Source organism: Kordiimonas sp. (genome assembly GCF_965216265.1).
Lineage (GTDB): Bacteria > Pseudomonadota > Alphaproteobacteria > Sphingomonadales > Kordiimonadaceae > Kordiimonas.
Genome location: NZ_OZ244153.1, coordinates 2,626,477 through 2,642,345, shown reverse-complemented (window position 1 = coordinate 2,642,345; position 15,869 = coordinate 2,626,477). Strand labels below are relative to the sequence as shown.

Below are 15,869 nucleotides of genomic sequence, written 5' to 3'. Positions count from 1 at the left end.
TTACTCCCACAAAAGAAACGGCATTGCTTTTTATGCCCGGCCCATTTTGCCTATGAAAGGCAATTCCCGGTATCTGTATGCAATGTCCATTCCATATCCGATAACAAATATATCGGGGCACTCAAAACCAACAAAATCAGGCTTGATATTAGTTGTCCGGCCGTTACTTTTGTCAAGTAATACAACACTGGTTACACTTTCTGCCCCCAGTGAAAGAAAATACTTCCTTGCGAACTCCAACGTCTTGCCATGCTCATAGATGTCATCAATCACGAGAACATCTCGTCCCTCTACCGGCAGATCTGACGCCGATATAAGCTTAACAGAGCTCGTTTTTCTGTCTTTTTCAAGGCGAATAAAGTCCATCTCCATGACGCATCCACGCGCAGACATAGCCCGCGTCAGATCAGCTGCAAACATCATCGCACCGTTCATCACCACCTGTGCAACCGGCTCTGTATCAAACCATCGGGTAAGCCGTGCGGCAAGATCTTCGACCTTTGCGACAATTTCCTCAGCCGTAAACACCGGCTCGATGCCATGATGTGCATCGCCCGCTTTATTCCAATCGAAGAAATAATCCATCAGGGTGTCTGTGCTTCTGCCGCCGAGCGACTGCCTTCAATGGCCTTCACGGCTACGTTGGCCGCACCGCTTGGGATAGGATAAAGGCTGGTTTCAAAATTCAGGATCGCGCCCCGACGAAGGATGCGGCCCGGTGGGTCAGTCACCCAACTGGTAAGCACCCGTTTATTGCCATCCAGAACTTCCACGCTTACCTGCGGCACCGTCGCAGACCGTGTTTTGCTTGTATTCTGGATATAGCCGCGCACCATCAGCGTATTGCGGCCATCAATCTCTTCCACCTTGGTGCGATCATTATAGAGAGCGGCGCTTACATATACTTCGGCCTCGCCAAGCGGGGTGGAAACCTCTTCCCCCTCTTCGGGTTGGAAACGTTCAACATCGCTCACACCCTCAAACATCTCATAAAAACCTGCCATGCCGGGCATCTTGTAGATGACTTCTTCCTTTTTGAAGACCAGCAGATAAAGAACCACCAACCAGAAAACGAGAAGCAAACCCCAAAGCGCTGTCAGCAATTTGCGTTTGCGTGCCGCTGACTGACGCTCCGCCTGACGGCGCTGTTCCGCACGACGCCGGGCCAGAAAGTCGTCTTCGTCATACTGGTCATCATCACCATTGTCGCCGGCACCACCTTCGTGATCCTCAGCATAGTCGTCGTCTTCATCAAACTCTGAGCCAAAGTTGGCTTTCAACACAGCACCAACACCGAAATCATCACCATCCATCTTGGTGCTGGGTTCCGGGGCAGAGCGAACGTCGCCGTCATCATCGTAGATATCGTCTTCCACCGGAGGCGGCGGGGCATAGTCTGCGGGGTCGTCCTGCACTGTCCGGCGCACAGCGGCCGCACGGGCGGCCATGCCTGCGTCCATCTCCGGCGGCGGCGAAGCAGGGCTTGGTACTACGGGTCGCGCTGGTGCAGGTACCGCGGCAGGGCGGGCAAGTATCTGGTCAGGCAGCGCACGCCAGCTGTGCTTGCACTTTGCGCACCGCACGGTACGACCATCTGGCGGAATAGCGCCGTCGGGAACTTTAAATTTTGCCTCGCACGACGGACAAACAAGGATCATATGACAAGCCCGGACCTGATTTTGGGCTCAAAGCGCCGGGCCTTGAGCCGCGTTTTATAATGCCCGTCAACTGTATATGAAATCAGGCAAAAAAGACAAGCGCCTCGGCGCATTCAGGCAACAAAGACCATACAGCTTCTTGGAAGCTGCCTTAAATAAGCGCTAATCTGCGCCATAAAATTGCCCGCTGGACGGATAAGATGCCATGTGCAATTCTGCCCGCCGAGATCGTGGGAGCAGTAATGATTACCTTTGAGAATGTGGGCATGCGATACGGCATGGGAGCCGAGGTCCTTAAGGATGTCAGCTTTACCCTTGATCGCGGCTCATTTCATTTCCTTGTAGGGCCATCCGGCGCAGGCAAAACCACCCTCCTCAAGCTCTTGTATCTGGCGCATCGTCCCTCCCGCGGGCTGATCAATTTTTTTGGCCGGGACCTGATGACCCAGGAACGTGACGCCCTGCCCCGCCTCCGCCGCCGCATTGGTGTTGTGTTTCAGGACTTCCGCCTGTTTGATCATATGACCGCCTTTGAGAATGTGGCACTGCCGCTGCGCATTCAGGGCGCCAAACGCGCGCAGGTCGCTGACCATGTGGAAGAACTGCTTTCATGGGTTGGGCTGGAAGACCGCATGCACGCCCGTCCCGCCACACTATCCGGCGGTGAAAAACAGCGGGTGGCCATAGCGCGCGCGGTTATCAACAAACCGGACCTGCTGGTTGCGGATGAACCCACCGGTAACGTGGACCCTGAGATGTCCCGCCGTCTGATGCATCTGTTTGTGGCGCTCAATAAAGAAGGTACAACAACCGTTGTCGCCACCCACGACGACCATCTGGTGCAAAGTATCGGTGCGCCTACCCTCAAGCTGGACAAGGGCGAAATGTCCTTCCTGCCTGGCGGCACACCGATTGACCCGGGAGCCTAGGCTATGTGGGGACGCACGCTTCAATTCCTGCCCAGAGAGAATATGCGCGAAGGCCTGCTGCCGTGGGTTATTGGCGTAATGCTATTTCTGTGCACCCTTGCGCTTGCGTGCGGCCTTGCCCTTGGCAAAGGCCTGGACCGCTGGAGCGCCGGGTTGACCACAAATCTGACCGTTCAGATCGTGGTGGAAGACAAGGCGGTACGCGAACGCCAGACACAGGCCGCACTCACGCTTCTGCGCGCCACACCGGGCGTGGTAGAAGCCAGCGTGTTGGCCGATGCTGATATTGTTGCGCTGCTTTCGCCCTGGCTTGGCGAGGTACCGTTTGACGCAGGTTTGCCAATCCCCACACTGATTGATGTGAAACTTGCAAAGCCCGATGCCGTGAATACAGCAGGCCTCAGGGAACGGTTGGTTGCCGCTGCCTCCGGCGCGCAGCTGGATGACCATCAGGCATGGATGGGGCAGGTACTTGACCTCGCCGCCGTCGTCCGCTTGCTGCTGGCTGGTATTGTGGTGATGGTGGTGCTTTGTACCATCGCTATTGTAATATTTGGTTGCCGTGCGGGCCTCGCAACCCACAGGGAAAGCATTGAAATCATGCACCTGATGGGCGCTGAGGACAGCACCATCTCCAAAGCGTTTGACGAGCGATATCTCTCCCACGGCCTCAAAGGCGGGCTATTGGGTGTGCTACTGGCAGCGCTAACGCTCTATCTGATCTCTCATTTGGCGGAGCGTATGGGCCAAGGGCTTTTAACGGCCACCCTGCCCACAAGCGACAATCTTTTATGGCTATCCCTGCTGCCGCTCGTATCAGCAGCACTTACCATGGTGACGGCACGCATCACGGTGCGCCGCGCCCTGCTTCATATGATGTAGGTGATAGACCATGCCAAAGGCCAAATCATCCAAACTGAGAGTGCTTGTTAAAGCCACCATCTATCTTTGTGTGGCGTGGCTTCTGGGTTTTGGGCTCTATTTTATCCAGCTGCCGAAGAACTCAGCGAAGGATGAACGCGTCGATGCGATTGTCGTGCTCACGGGCGGCGCAGGGCGTCTGGAAGAAGGTCTTGCCCTTCTGGAGCATGGTGCCGCAAAACGCATGTTGATCTCGGGCGTGAACCCTGTGGTCAAAAGCGATGAATTAAGCGCGCTAACGGGCACCGAACAAGCGCTCTTCAACTGCTGTGTGGACCTCGGGAAAGCTGCGCTCAACACAGAGGGAAACGCGCTTGAAACCGCCGAGTGGACGCTTGAGAATAAGGTCAGCACCCTCATTCTGGTAACGGCTGATTATCATATGCCGCGCACGCTCATCCTCTTTGAAGCGGCAATGCCTGATGTTATGATCATCGCCCACCCGGTAAGCGGTGAGTGGCCGCTCCTTTTTCTTGCCAAAGAATACAGTAAATATATCGTCACATTAGTTCGCCACGCGGCCTATAGCTGAACAACGAACAGGGAATAAAATGACCAAATTGCGCGCTCTTGTCGGTCTCATCTTCATCGCCATACTCGTCTATTCTGGCCTTTGGTACACCTCGGCCTTCAAGGCCGAGAAAGCTGCGGCCATGCAGCTCGCGGATCTTCGCGACCAGGGCCTTAGGGTTGAGCATGGCAAGATCAAGCTTTCAGGTTTTCCCTACCGGATTGTGCTGACAATTGATGGCCTTAGCGTCAAGACACGCGCGGAGGGGCTCGATTTCGGCGCTGAAAGCGTGACCCTTATCAGCCACCTCTGGACACCGGGCCACTGGATGGTTGAGGCGCGCGCTACATCGCTTGAGGCTGCACAGGGCGCGATTGCAGTAAAAGACGGTTACGTGCGCGCGAGCTTCAAACGCCACGGCGAGCAGCAAGCTGTTATCGCGATCGACTCGCTCACGACAGATGATTTCACCATCGAGGCCGCGCCCGGTATTGACGGACCAATCTCACTCAAGGACTGGCAACTTTTCCTACGGTATGATGGTCAAGCCGAACCGACAGACGGGCTTTATGAAAAGCGCTTCCTGGACTTCAAACTAACGCTGGATAGCGGCAACCGTTTTGAAGTGATGGGCGGCGTCATGGGCCCGGGTCTCAAGGATTGGACCCCCAGTGCGCTTGGCGCCTGGCGGGATGCCGGTGGCCTTGTGGAGTTTGACACCATAGACCTCGCAGTGCGCGGGGCGCGCGTTAAAGGGAACGGCAGCCTGACGCTGGACGAGAACTTCATGCCACTGGGCAGTGCCAGCCTCGCCGTTGCTGGTGGTCCCGCGCTCGCGGATTACCTGAAAGAGTTTGGCGTTGATACGGGCGAGGCACTCTCAAGCCTCGGGAGCCAGGCAGAGACCATGCAGTTTATGGCGCAGATGGGCATCCTCAGCATCAACAATGGCAGTGTGCTCAGGCTCAAGCCGCTGGTTGAAGAGTAACATTTCAGCCTTTTTTTACGCGCAATCGCCCTATGTTATAAATCAACAATCATACACGCCTTGGAAGGGGAGACCACGTCATGAGCCTAAAGGGAAAAACAATTTTCATGAGTGGCGGCAGCCGCGGCATCGGGCTTGCTATTGCCCTGCGCGCAGCCAAAGACGGTGCGAATGTCGCTATCGGCGCCAAAACCGCTGAGCCCAACCCCAAACTACCCGGCACCATCTACACTGCCGCAGAAGAAATTGAAGCCGCAGGCGGCAAAGCACTGCCGCTCATATGTGATATCCGGTTCGAGGATCAGGTTCAGGCAGCGGTTGCCAAAACGGTTGAGACATTTGGTGGCATTGATATCTGCGTGAACAATGCGTCTGCTATCGCGCTGACCAATACCCAGATGACGGAGATGAAACGCTACGACCTGATGAACAACATAAACACCCGTGGCACCTTCCTTGTTTCCAAAACCTGTATCCCGCATCTGCTCAAGTCGGATAACCCGCATATCCTTACGCTGTCACCGCCGCTGGATATCAACCCACGCTGGTTTGCGCCGCATGTGGCCTATTCGATCGCAAAATACGGCATGAGCCTGTGCACACTTGGCATGGCGGAAGAATATAAAGCGGCGGGCATTGCCGTAAACTCGCTGTGGCCGTTCACCGCAATTGATACCGCCGCAGTGCGCAACGTGATTGGTGGGGATGGCATGGCAAAAAACAGCCGCACAACCGAGATCATGGCAGACGCGGCGCACGCCGTACTTGTGCGCAACAGCAAAGAATGCAGCGGCAATTTCTTTATCGACGAAGAAGTGTTGCGCGCGGAAGGCATGACGGATTTCTCGAAATACGCACCCCATGCAGACGGCCCGCTGGTGCCAGACTTCTTTGTGCCTGATGAAGTGGTGGAGCGCCTGCCAACCAAGCTGATGAAGGTCTGGTAGGGACTAAACCCACGCTGCCACGGATGGTTGACGTTTGTGTCTTAGGTTCGCGAGAGCACAAGCTTCAACCCAGCCGCGCCAAAAAGCAGGCCGCAGGCCGCCTGCACCGGACGCCGCGCTTTCAGGTATCCGGTCATTGCCCTACGGGTAGAAAACACAAAGGCGTAAACCGTGAACACCACAGCGCCCAAAAGGCTACATACCACAAGAATCGTGGGGGCTACCCATACGGGCGATCCTTCGTTCATGCCAATTGTCAGAATAGAACCCCACACCAGCACCGCCTTGGGGTTGGTAAGGTGAAGCAGCAATCCTTTCAGAAAATACCCTTCACTGGCGATGGAGCCGATAGCCTGTTGGTCAGGCTGCAGCGCAGCACAGAAAGACTTATAAGCAAGCCATAGCAGATATGCTCCGCCTACAAATTTCAGGACAAAAAGGGCAGAGGCAACTTCGCTCATCACAACCGACAGGCCGAGCGTTGCGGCGATACCCCAAAGAACCGACCCCGTCATAACGCCTGCCGCAAGGCGGAGCCCTGCCGCGCGGCCAGCACCCGCTGCTGTCATCATGATCGTCAGGATTGCTGGTCCCGGGCTCGCAGTACCAATCACATATGCAAGAAAGGACAGCAAAAGCGGGCCCAGCGTTTCCATGGCCTATTCCTCGTGAGGGCGGCCAAAATCCGCCTTCGCGTCATCCTGCCCTGCGTCAATAATGCGACGGCGAACCTCTCGCGTGCGGGAGAACAGGTCAAACAGCGCATCGCCATCACCCCAGCGAATGGCACGTTGAAGGGCCGTCAGGTCCTCACTGAAGCGACCGAGCATTTCAAGCACCGCGTCTTTGTTGTTGAGGAAAACATCCCGCCACATGGTGGGGTCTGAGGCCGCGATCCGGGTAAAATCCCGGAAACCACCCGCTGAGTATTTGATCACTTCGGAGCGGGTGACCTCTTCAAGGTCAGAGGCTGTGCCGACAATGTTATAAGCAATGAGATGCGGCACATGCGAGGTGATCGCGAGCACGAGGTCATGATGCCGCGCTTCCATAATCTCAACGGTGCTGCCAAGCCCCTGCCAGAACGCGGTGAGCTTGTCGACAGCGCTTTGGTCAACTTCTTCATCAGGTGTAAGGATGCACCAGCGACCGTCGAACAAGGACGCAAAACCAGCACCGGGGCCAGACTGCTCTGTACCCGCCACCGGATGGCCGGGAATGAGATGAACATGGCTTGGCAGCAAGGGTGACAGCGCTTTAAAAACGCTTTCTTTCACAGAACCCACATCGCTCACGATGGCGCCATCCATAAGCGCTGGTGCCATCACCGCACCCACCGATGCCATGGCACCAACCGGCACCGCCAGCATCACAAGCCCTGCACCCGCGACGCCTTCTGCCGCGCCCAAGTGGTAGCTGTCAGCGAGGCCAAGTTCCTTCGCCTCACCGAGCACTTCAGGTGACGCATCAACAATTGTCAGATGTCCGGCAAGTTTGCCCCGGCGCACAGCACGCGCGACCGACGACCCGATCAGCCCGGCGCCCACAATGGTGATGCGGTCAAAAAGAGGTGTATCAGCCATTGGCAGCCTCCTCTGCATCTGTGCCGCTCATGAACGCGGTGATCAGTTGGGTAACCGCTCGGTTCTGTTCATCAGTGCCAACGGATATGCGCAGGTGGTGCGGCAACACAGGCAGTGCCCGTACGAGATAACCGTTAGCCGTGAGATATTCATTGCACGCAGCAGCCGTAAACGGCGCTTCGTGCGGGAACTCTACCAGAATGAAATTCGTCTCGCTGGGAACCACGTCAAGACCAAGTGCGCTCAGCTTCGCGGTCATCCAGTCACGCCATTCGTTGTTGTGGCGCACGGCAGCATCAAGGTGCTTCTGGTCATTCACTGCAGCAAGGGCCGCAACCTGCCCGGACAGGCACACATTAAAAGGCATGCGCCAGCGGTTCAGCGCATCTATCACCGCATCTGGGGCATAAAGCCAGCCAACCCGAAGACCGGCAAGCGCATACATTTTGGAAAACGTACGGGTCATCACCACATTGGAGGCAGAATCCACAAGGGCTTCACCCGCCTCATAGTCGCTTGCTGTCACACATTCCGCGTAAGCCGCATCAAGCACCAGCATCACATGGGCTGGCAAGCCCGCATGCAGCCGCTCAACCTCGGACCACGGCAAATAGGCGCCGGTCGGATTATTGGGGTTATCAATGATCACCATGGTGGTGCGGTCCGTCACCGCCGCTAGAATGCCGTCCACGTCCGCCGCCCAATCCTTGTTGGGCACCGCCACACCTGTGGCGCCGGCCGCCTGCGCTTGAATTGGGTAGACCATAAACCCGTAGGTGCTGAAGATCACCTCGTCGCCCGGTCCCGCATAGGTGTGAATGAGAAGTATGAGCCCTTCGTCTGAGCCCGCACCGCAGAGAATACGTTCAGCCTTCAGGCCATGCACGTTGGCGATGGCTGCGCGCAGGTCATTTGAAGCCGGGTCAGGGTAGCGCATCACACCGCCTGCGGCGGCTTTGATAGCCTCAATCGCCTTGGGGCTTGGGCCAAATGCGCTTTCGTTCGCCGAAAGTTTGACGACTTTTTTCACACCGTCCGCATGTGAGCGTCCGGGCACATAAGGGGCTAGTCCCATAATCCAGTCATGTGCTTTAGGCGCGGGCATGCAAATCTCTCCCAAAAGTCGCTGAAATCCGATATTTACTGCGGCATTAGAGTTAATGGGAGGCACCGCCAAAGGCAAAGGAAAGTTTCCTAATGCACCAAGTTAGATTAGGAAGATTGACATCCGGGCGCGTGATGGCTTTTCTTGGCGCCCTTGATAGCTCAGGAGCGAGACGTGAATAAAGGTGCAGGCCAATCTGCTGTCCTGTTTGAAGACACACCGCTGACGCTGGACAGCGGCGCAACACTTGCGCCCGTTACCGTCGGTTATGAGACCTATGGCACGTTGAACGCAGATGCTTCAAACGCTGTGCTGATATGCCATGCGCTCACCGGTGACCAATATGTCGCAAGCGTGCACCCCATCACCGGTAAACCCGGTTGGTGGGAACGCCTCGTGGGCCCCTGCAAGCTGATCGATACCAACAAATATTTTGTCATCTGCTCCAACGTGCTGGGCAGTTGCCTTGGCACTACCGGCCCGTGGGAGCCAAACCCCGCTACCGGCAAACCGTGGGGCACCAGTTTCCCGGTTATTACCGTGCGCGACATGGTCAAGGTGCAGGCCGAACTTGTTGGCCACCTGGGCATTGAGCGGCTGATGATGATCATCGGCGGATCCATGGGCGGCATGCAGGTGCAGGAGTGGCTCACCACCTACCCTGAGCGCCTGCACAGCGCCGTTATGCTGGCAACTGCCCCCCGGCATACAGCACAGAATATTGCCTTCCATGAGGTTGGCCGGCAAGCCATCATGGCTGACCCGAACTGGCGGGATGGCCGCTACTATGAACATAGTGAGAAACCCGACAAAGGCCTTGCTGTTGCGCGCATGACCGCGCACATCACCTATCTGTCTGAAGATGCGCTTACCGCCAAATTTGGCCGCAACCTTCAGAATCGGGAAGCGGTTACCTTCGGTTTTGAAGCAGACTTTCAGGTGGAGAGCTACCTGCGGCATCAGGGCTCCACCTTCGTTGACCGGTTTGACGCCAACTCTTACCTCTATATCACCCGTGCGATGGACTATCTCGATATCGCGGCGCGGCATGACGGCCGGTTGGCGGATGCCTTCAAAGGCGCGGCCCACGTGCGCTGTTGCGTTATCAGTTTCACGTCAGACTGGCTGTACCCGACGGTTGAAAACAAGCGCATCGTGCATGCGCTAAACGCCGCTGGTGTGCCGGTAAGCTTCGCAGAGATCGAAAGCCCGTTCGGGCATGACGCCTTCCTTTTGGATGTGCCGGAGATGGACCATATGCTCACCGGCTTCGTAACTGCCGCCGCACGCACCAACGGGCTGGACCCGGAGACGGGGGAGGCTGTGCATGACTGAGTTAAGGCCAGACCTGAAACTGATTGCAGACCTTGTTGAAAGCGGGAGCCGTGTGCTGGACGTCGGCTGTGATGATGGCGCGCTTCTTGACTATCTAGTGCGTGAGAAAAACGTTGATGGACGCGGTATCGAGATCAGCCAGCAGGGCGTGAACGACTGCGTGGCCAAAGGGCTGTTTGTCATTCAGGGTGACGCGGACAATGATCTGGCGGAATACCCTGATGAGAGCTTTGATTATGTCATCCTCTCAAAAACCCTGCAGGCGGTTCACCGGCCACAGCTTGTGCTCTCAGAGTTGTTGCGCATCGGCAAACACGCGGTTGTCACCATTCCGAACTTTGGCCAGTGGAAGGTACGCATGAGCCTTGCGATGCGCGGCCGTATGCCGGTAACCAAAGCGCTCGACAAAACATGGTACAACACAGACAATATTCACTTCTGTACGATCCTCGATCTTTTCGACCTGGTTGAGGCCGAAGGCTTCAAGGTGCGCGAATTTGTGCCACACCGCCGTGATGGTACCCGCCTCACTATGGGCCGCACCCGCGCCAACTGGCATGCGGATCAGGGCCTGTTCCTGCTTGAACGCTAACCCCCTAAGCCCAAAGCCTAGACCAAAAGCTGGGATTGACCGTTCAGTCGTGCCGTGGCTCTCTTGCCTCTCATTAATGGGAAGGAAGAATGCTGATGCGTGCATGGATATTGAAGGTGGTATGTGTATTTTTTCTGACGTCAGCCGTCACCGCTCAGGAACAGATCGATTACAGCCATTCGGACGCCTACGCGCGCCTATACCTTGAGCAGAGCTTCTCATCGCTCGCACCGCACACAACAGACGATATCACCTTTGTTGACCGGTTCGCGCAAACGGAAGGACGCACCACCACGCTGAAAGGGTTCGCAAATCGCGCTGACACCTCGCCAGTTGCGTTCAAGAGCTTCACTTTGGGCACACCGCTTTATAGTGGCAACCGCATGTTATACCCGAGCCGGATAGTATTCACCCTGCCCGCAGAAGCTTTCGGGGTGGAGGGTGAGGCGTTTACCTTCGATGTACCGATGACCCTGCTTATCAGGATAAAAGACAATCTCGTGAGCTATCACGAGGACATCATGGATGTACCTGAATTTCAGAAACAAATGCGGGAACAAATAGCCGCACGCGGTTCCTAAAGGCTCGGCAGCTCTTTGGAAATCACAACACCGTCAGCATCAGCGATCACCCAATTGCCGGGGTGCACTGTGACACCGCCGATGGCGATCTCGACATTCACCTGCCCTCGGCCCAGCTTTTCGCTTTTCTGCGGGCAGGAACCAAGCGCCTTGATGCCCACATCTTCCCGCGCCAGTTCATGCTGGTCACGCACGCGACCATAAATCACGATACCTTCCCAGCCATTTTTGGCTGCAAGCCCAGCCAGGTTGCCGCCCAGAAGCGCCACGCGGCTTGAGCCGCCACCATCCACCACCAACACACGGCCCTCACCCTTGGTTTCAAGTAGCGCCCGCACCTTGGTATTGTCATCCAGCGTTTTGAGGGTAACGGCAGGCCCGGCGAAATCGAGCGTCCCGCCATAGTCATGAAAATCGACCGGCAGGACAGACACAGCGTCACCCATCGCGTCACACACATCTGCAGTCGCAAGTTTTGGCGTGATAATTCTGCCAAGGGGCATGATATTGGTCCGTCCTGCTGTCAGTTTTGTCCGTCCGTTCGGCTAGTCTTGCTTGTGAATGATTGGCACCAGCATATCGCCCCATGCGCCTTCTTCATTATGGTAACGTGATGCCCGCATCAACTCCACCGTAACGCCCTTGCTCACGGCGGAAATAACGGCATCGTTCAAGCGGTGCAGGGCGTTTGCCACCTGCCGGATCGCCATTTCTTTGTCGTCACTCATCGTCGATTCTTTAGGGGTATCGTCAGTCATGGGGCTCTCCGCTTATTGAGACGCTATTGAATAATTTTATGACCCAAACAATATTATCCACGCAATAATAATACAAGGCGTTTTCTAGGCGTTTTCTGGGTGCCCTGCGTTTGTTCGGCCAGAATACAAGGTGGACCGTCGCCGCAAAATAACAAGGCCAACATGCGCTTGTCTGGCGTGATCGTGAATGGCCCGCACCCTGTTTTCTCGTTACCATCCTAACACAATGACAGGAGGACAAACATGGCTGATCATCTGGCTGGCATGACATTATTCGGTGCAAAAGGGGGCGGCTCCGCCATCATTGAGGCCCTGCTTGCTATTCTGGACCTTCCCTACGCACGCCGGTATCTGGATTGGGATAGCCTGCACGATCCAAGTGGCCCCCTCTCCAAGGTGAACCCCGCTTGTGAGATACCAACGCTTCTGTTGCAGGACGGGTCTGTGATGACCGAATCTGCCGCCATCACCCTTTGGCTGGGGGCTGAAAGGCCAGAGAGCGGGCTGGTGCCACTCGTAGGCACACCAGAACACCCCGAGTTCCTGCGCAGGCTTATATGGCTGGTTGCAAGCGTATACCCCACCTTCAGCTATGGCGACCACCCTGAACGCTGGCTTAAAAACGAGGCTGCTGCTCAAGCGCTTAGAACTGCAACAGACAAGCGCCGGGAAGTGATGTGGCAACAGTTTGAAGCCGCTATTACACCAGCGCCCTGGCTATTGGGTGATGCGATGACAGCGCTGGATATTTATATGGCGGTTATGACCCATTGGCGTCCACGGCGCGACTGGTTCGAGGAAAACTGCCCCAAACTATTTGGTATCGCCAAGCGCGTGGATACCATCCCTGAACTGAAAGAGGTTTGGGAAAGAAACTTTGCGCCCTGAGCGCCTAGGCCCCAGCCCCCGGCCCGGTTAATACCGGCATGCCCCGCACCGATTTGGAGGCCTTCGGCAGCGCGCCATAAACCTGCTTCTGTGCACATACGAGAAGCACGCCACCGAGATTACGCCCAAGGGCATGCACCACCGGTTCACCGTACCGCACGATACGCGCACCACCGGGCCATGAGAAAGGTGGTAACATCAATGCCGTATCCCACCCTTCGGGGGGCAGCATCTGCTCGCTCATCAGCTCATAAAGCTGGGCTTTGGAATAGGGCCTGCCGTGCCCAAACGGGGTGATATCGAGCGCAGACCAGCTTCTGCGCCTGTTGGGTACAATCAGAACGATCTGTCCACCCGGCGCCAGCACACGCCACAACTCCCGCAGCAAATGTTTGGGCCTGTTTGCATGCTCAAGCGAATGAGCAAGGATAAAACGATCAACACTCGAATCCGGCAAAGGCAAATGGTATTCTTCAACCAGTGCCGTGCGGCTGCCGTGCGCGCCCGGCCAGTGACACACGCCTTGCTGCGCCGGCATAAATGCCAGATAGCGCGCGGCCGCGTCAGCTTCCTGCTGCTCAATCACGTCCAGATAAGGGAGCGCATAACCAAGGCCAACGGTCACACCGCCAGCGCGGCGTGACAAGAGATTACGAAGCCGATCAGACACCAGTGTCGCCACGGTCTGACCAAGCGCCCCTGCATAAAAGCGGTGTAGTTTAAGGACCTCAGGCCGCACGGGCCACCTCCCCATTTTTTAACCAGCTCACAAGTGGCGCCCAAAGCCCACGCTCGGCCCGGGAACCAACCATCATACCCACATGGCCCGCACCCGGGTCATGTGTCGTGGCATTTGGCAAGCGCCGCGCCATGGCAAATGCGCTATCTTGCGGCACCAGCCTATCCTTCTTGGGGGCAGCTATCCATACCGGGCAGTTGATCTCTTCAAGCGCTACAGGCGCGCGCCCTACATTCCAGACACCTCTGCCCGTCTCATTCTCCAGATACCATGCGCGAATACATTCTTCCGCCGCACTGCGCGCAAGCGGTGCACCTGTGTTGGCCCATGTCTCGAGCGCAACAAAAAATTTCGCTTCCTCACTCTGAGCTTCAAGCCCGGCGAAACGCCTGAATTTTCTGTCGCTCAGCGTCGGGTCAACGCTCGTGAAAAATACCTGCATCATATCCGTTGGCACCGGCATGCCTTCGGGCAATTGGTCCAGCAGCTCGGCCATCACATGGGCATACCTGCGACCCGCATGCGGCACTTCCGAGGCGAAATCCCACGGGGCCGCCACCAGCGCCAGGCTAGAGACCAGGTCTCCCGCTCGTGCAGCTAGCCCGGTCATCAATGTGCCACCCATGCAATACCCCAGCACCGGGCACGCCGCACCAGATAGCGCGCATATATATTCGAGCATCGGTTTGGCGCGCTTGAGGATAAAATCACTCAAACCAAAGGTTAGTTCCTCTTCACCCGGATCAAACCACTTCACCAGAAAGGGCCGAAAACCACGCTGCTTCAGGTATTGGGCTAAACTGCGCCCCGGCATCAGGTCCAGAACATAGTGTGGATTCACAAGGCTTGGCACCATAAGGATGGGCTGACCATCACCCCCAAAATCAAAGAGCTCACAACTGCCTACATTCAAGCATGAAACCGCGTCGCTTTCGGGACGAACATAGGGATGTTGCAGATACTGGTTTATACCTTGGAGGAACCCTTCTGCCTGCCTCCCCGCACCCGCTCCAACAGCTTTTAGAAAACGGCTATGGGAATCCGGGTCAGCCATACAAGCCTTAAGGGCGGCCATGTCATCTGCGATAACCGGATGCCACGCACCGTCCCCTGTTAGAAAGCGCACCGCGCCAGCCGGCGCTTCCCGCCATATGCCGAGAGCGTTGGAAAGATGCAGCGCCATCGGCCTTGGGCCCTTGATCTCGCTCGGCGACATTGCGTCGGTGCTTGCTTTATCGGAAAATTCACGCCGCATTTTCGTCGCCCTCCTTATCTGAGAACGAGCTACCATCACCAACAGGTGTGCTCAGGCCAGCGGCCTCCAGAAGGGCTTCAAGTTCGCGGGGGGCCAACAGTTCTTTCTCAACCGCCCATAGACGGATGTTTTCCTGCCAGAGTGCCAGAAACACGTCCGCTGCTTTATCGATGTCTTCATCACCCATGGGTAATTTCCTAAAGGAGCCACATCGGCAAGCAAAGCCATTTTCTGTGTGCAAATGCACAATTTTCCTTGCGGCAGCGCACCAAATACCATTTAATTCCGCGCTAGAATAAGGATTTATGCATATCTTGCGCAGCAACAAAGCTCCGACGCAATATATGAACCGGGTGACTGTTAAGGGCAAGCAGTCACTCCAAGGGTGAAGTTAACTATGGCGCGTAAAAAGCGAGAGCCGGGCGAACCAATCGTCATAAAAAAATATGCGAACCGGCGTCTCTATAATACTGAGACTTCGAGCTACGTTACGCTTGACCATCTGGCAGACATGATCAAAGGCGGAGACGAGTTTATCGTACTGGATGCCAAAAGCGGCGATGATCTCACGCGCACTGTTCTTACCCAGATCATCTTTGAAAAAGAAACCAATGAGAAGAACATGCTACCGCTTTCTTTCCTGCGGCAGTTGATCAGCCTTTACGGTGACGGGCTGCAGGTCATGGTGCCAACGTACCTGCAAAGCGCCATGGAAGTTCTGACCCGCAACCAGGACCAAATCCGCCGCGCCTGTGGTGGCGATACAAATGCGCGTAGTTTCATGCCCATTTTTGAAGAGATCGCCCGGCAGAACATGGCGCTTTTTGAAGAAAGCATGCGTGTTTTCACCAGCCGCACGACCGGCAAGACGGGGCCTGCTCCTGCCAAACCTTCCGCCAACCGTACCGCAGAGAAGGACGAGAAGATCGCAGCCCTTCAAGCCCAGTTGGCTGCGCTCAAGGAAAAGGTGGACGCGCTTTCCAATTAGACGCACCCACTAACGGCCATCTCCCGATCTTGTGATACTAACCGCCTATAATTTCGCTATGCTGAACGCGTTTCCACTGTCAGGATTTCCG

At 56.1% G+C, this 15,869-nt stretch carries 20 protein-coding genes; 10 read left to right on the top strand and 10 right to left on the bottom strand.

Annotated elements, in window-relative coordinates; translation table 11 throughout:
* Nucleotides 1-30 precede the first annotated feature (30 nt).
* Nucleotides 31-585 (bottom strand): phosphoribosyltransferase, encoded by a 555-nt coding sequence (locus ACOOGA_RS12240; protein ID WP_417459790.1) that lies wholly within the window; start codon nt 583-585, stop codon nt 31-33.
* Nucleotides 585-1,658, bottom strand: coding sequence for a zinc-ribbon domain-containing protein (locus ACOOGA_RS12235; RefSeq protein WP_417459789.1), 1,074 nt, complete (start codon nt 1,656-1,658; stop codon nt 585-587). Before ACOOGA_RS12235 ends, ACOOGA_RS12240 begins: the two co-directional genes overlap by 1 nt.
* 200 nt (nt 1,659-1,858) lie before the next feature.
* Between ACOOGA_RS12235 and ftsE the strand changes: the two genes are divergently transcribed.
* From ftsE to ACOOGA_RS12210, 5 genes are all read left to right on the top strand, one after another.
* Nucleotides 1,859-2,587 carry a cell division ATP-binding protein FtsE gene (gene ftsE, locus ACOOGA_RS12230; protein WP_420428772.1) on the top strand — a complete coding sequence of 243 codons (729 nt, stop codon included), beginning with the start codon at nt 1,859-1,861 and terminating at the stop codon, nt 2,585-2,587.
* A gap of 3 nt (nt 2,588-2,590) precedes the next feature.
* Nucleotides 2,591-3,469, top strand: a complete 879-nt coding sequence (locus tag ACOOGA_RS12225) for a cell division protein FtsX (protein WP_417459787.1) — start codon at nt 2,591-2,593, stop codon at nt 3,467-3,469.
* 10 nt (nt 3,470-3,479) lie between these two features.
* Nucleotides 3,480-4,040 (top strand): YdcF family protein, encoded by a 561-nt coding sequence (locus tag ACOOGA_RS12220; RefSeq protein ID WP_417459786.1) that lies wholly within the window; start codon nt 3,480-3,482, stop codon nt 4,038-4,040.
* Between the two features lie 19 nt (nt 4,041-4,059).
* Complete coding sequence (locus ACOOGA_RS12215; RefSeq protein ID WP_417459785.1) at nt 4,060-5,007, top strand: DUF2125 domain-containing protein; 948 nt, start codon at nt 4,060-4,062, stop codon at nt 5,005-5,007.
* Between the two features lie 80 nt (nt 5,008-5,087).
* The gene (locus ACOOGA_RS12210; RefSeq protein ID WP_417459784.1) at nt 5,088-5,954 is read left to right on the top strand and encodes an SDR family oxidoreductase; all 867 of its coding nucleotides are present in this window, start codon (nt 5,088-5,090) and stop codon (nt 5,952-5,954) included.
* 41 nt (nt 5,955-5,995) lie between these two features.
* Here ACOOGA_RS12210 and ACOOGA_RS12205 read toward each other — a convergent pair whose 3' ends face one another.
* Genes ACOOGA_RS12205 through hisC form a run of 3 tightly spaced genes read right to left on the bottom strand, consistent with a single transcriptional unit; the run spans nt 5,996 to nt 8,642 of the window.
* Nucleotides 5,996-6,610, bottom strand: a complete 615-nt coding sequence (locus tag ACOOGA_RS12205) for a LysE family translocator (RefSeq protein WP_417459783.1) — start codon at nt 6,608-6,610, stop codon at nt 5,996-5,998.
* 3 nt (nt 6,611-6,613) lie between these two features.
* Nucleotides 6,614-7,537, bottom strand: coding sequence for a prephenate/arogenate dehydrogenase family protein (locus tag ACOOGA_RS12200; RefSeq protein ID WP_417459782.1), 924 nt, complete (start codon nt 7,535-7,537; stop codon nt 6,614-6,616).
* A complete protein-coding gene (gene hisC / locus ACOOGA_RS12195) occupies nt 7,530-8,642 on the bottom strand; it encodes a histidinol-phosphate transaminase (RefSeq protein ID WP_417459781.1) in 1,113 nt (370 codons plus the stop codon). Before hisC ends, ACOOGA_RS12200 begins: the two co-directional genes overlap by 8 nt.
* A 174-nt stretch (nt 8,643-8,816) precedes the next feature.
* On the opposite strand from hisC, the gene metX reads away from it, so the two are divergent.
* From metX to ACOOGA_RS12180, 3 genes are all read left to right on the top strand, one after another.
* Complete coding sequence (metX, locus tag ACOOGA_RS12190) at nt 8,817-9,977, top strand: homoserine O-acetyltransferase MetX (protein ID WP_417459780.1); 1,161 nt, start codon at nt 8,817-8,819, stop codon at nt 9,975-9,977.
* Nucleotides 9,970-10,569 (top strand): methionine biosynthesis protein MetW, encoded by a 600-nt coding sequence (metW, locus tag ACOOGA_RS12185; protein WP_417459779.1) that lies wholly within the window; start codon nt 9,970-9,972, stop codon nt 10,567-10,569. Before metX ends, metW begins: the two co-directional genes overlap by 8 nt.
* Before the next feature lie 89 nt (nt 10,570-10,658).
* The gene (locus ACOOGA_RS12180; RefSeq protein WP_417459778.1) at nt 10,659-11,150 is read left to right on the top strand and encodes a hypothetical protein; all 492 of its coding nucleotides are present in this window, start codon (nt 10,659-10,661) and stop codon (nt 11,148-11,150) included.
* Here the strand turns inward: ACOOGA_RS12180 and rraA are convergent.
* Together rraA and ACOOGA_RS12170 are read right to left on the bottom strand one after the other, a co-directional pair.
* Nucleotides 11,147-11,653: a ribonuclease E activity regulator RraA gene (rraA, locus tag ACOOGA_RS12175; RefSeq protein WP_417459777.1), complete on the bottom strand. Its 507-nt coding sequence runs from the start codon at nt 11,651-11,653 to the stop codon at nt 11,147-11,149. The two genes, ACOOGA_RS12180 and rraA, sit on opposite strands and share 4 nt — an antisense overlap.
* Before the next feature lie 42 nt (nt 11,654-11,695).
* On the bottom strand, nt 11,696-11,908 hold the full coding sequence (locus ACOOGA_RS12170) for a hypothetical protein (RefSeq protein ID WP_417459776.1): 213 nt from the start codon (nt 11,906-11,908) through the stop codon (nt 11,696-11,698).
* A gap of 243 nt (nt 11,909-12,151) precedes the next feature.
* Here ACOOGA_RS12170 and ACOOGA_RS12165 point away from each other — a divergent pair, with 243 nt between their 5' ends.
* On the top strand, nt 12,152-12,796 hold the full coding sequence (locus ACOOGA_RS12165; RefSeq protein ID WP_417459775.1) for a glutathione S-transferase family protein: 645 nt from the start codon (nt 12,152-12,154) through the stop codon (nt 12,794-12,796).
* Between the two features lie 4 nt (nt 12,797-12,800).
* Here ACOOGA_RS12165 and ACOOGA_RS12160 read toward each other — a convergent pair whose 3' ends face one another.
* Genes ACOOGA_RS12160 through ACOOGA_RS12150 form a run of 3 tightly spaced genes read right to left on the bottom strand, consistent with a single transcriptional unit; the run spans nt 12,801 to nt 14,977 of the window.
* Nucleotides 12,801-13,535, bottom strand: coding sequence for a methyltransferase domain-containing protein (locus ACOOGA_RS12160; protein ID WP_417459774.1), 735 nt, complete (start codon nt 13,533-13,535; stop codon nt 12,801-12,803).
* Complete coding sequence (locus ACOOGA_RS12155) at nt 13,525-14,790, bottom strand: alpha/beta fold hydrolase (protein ID WP_417459773.1); 1,266 nt, start codon at nt 14,788-14,790, stop codon at nt 13,525-13,527. The genes ACOOGA_RS12160 and ACOOGA_RS12155 overlap by 11 nt, the downstream gene beginning before the upstream one ends.
* Nucleotides 14,780-14,977, bottom strand: coding sequence for a hypothetical protein (locus tag ACOOGA_RS12150; protein ID WP_417459772.1), 198 nt, complete (start codon nt 14,975-14,977; stop codon nt 14,780-14,782). The genes ACOOGA_RS12155 and ACOOGA_RS12150 overlap by 11 nt, the downstream gene beginning before the upstream one ends.
* Nucleotides 14,978-15,187: 210 nt before the next feature.
* Between ACOOGA_RS12150 and phaR the strand changes: the two genes are divergently transcribed.
* Nucleotides 15,188-15,778, top strand: a complete 591-nt coding sequence (phaR, locus tag ACOOGA_RS12145) for a polyhydroxyalkanoate synthesis repressor PhaR (protein WP_417459771.1) — start codon at nt 15,188-15,190, stop codon at nt 15,776-15,778.
* Nucleotides 15,779-15,869: the final 91 nt, after the last annotated feature.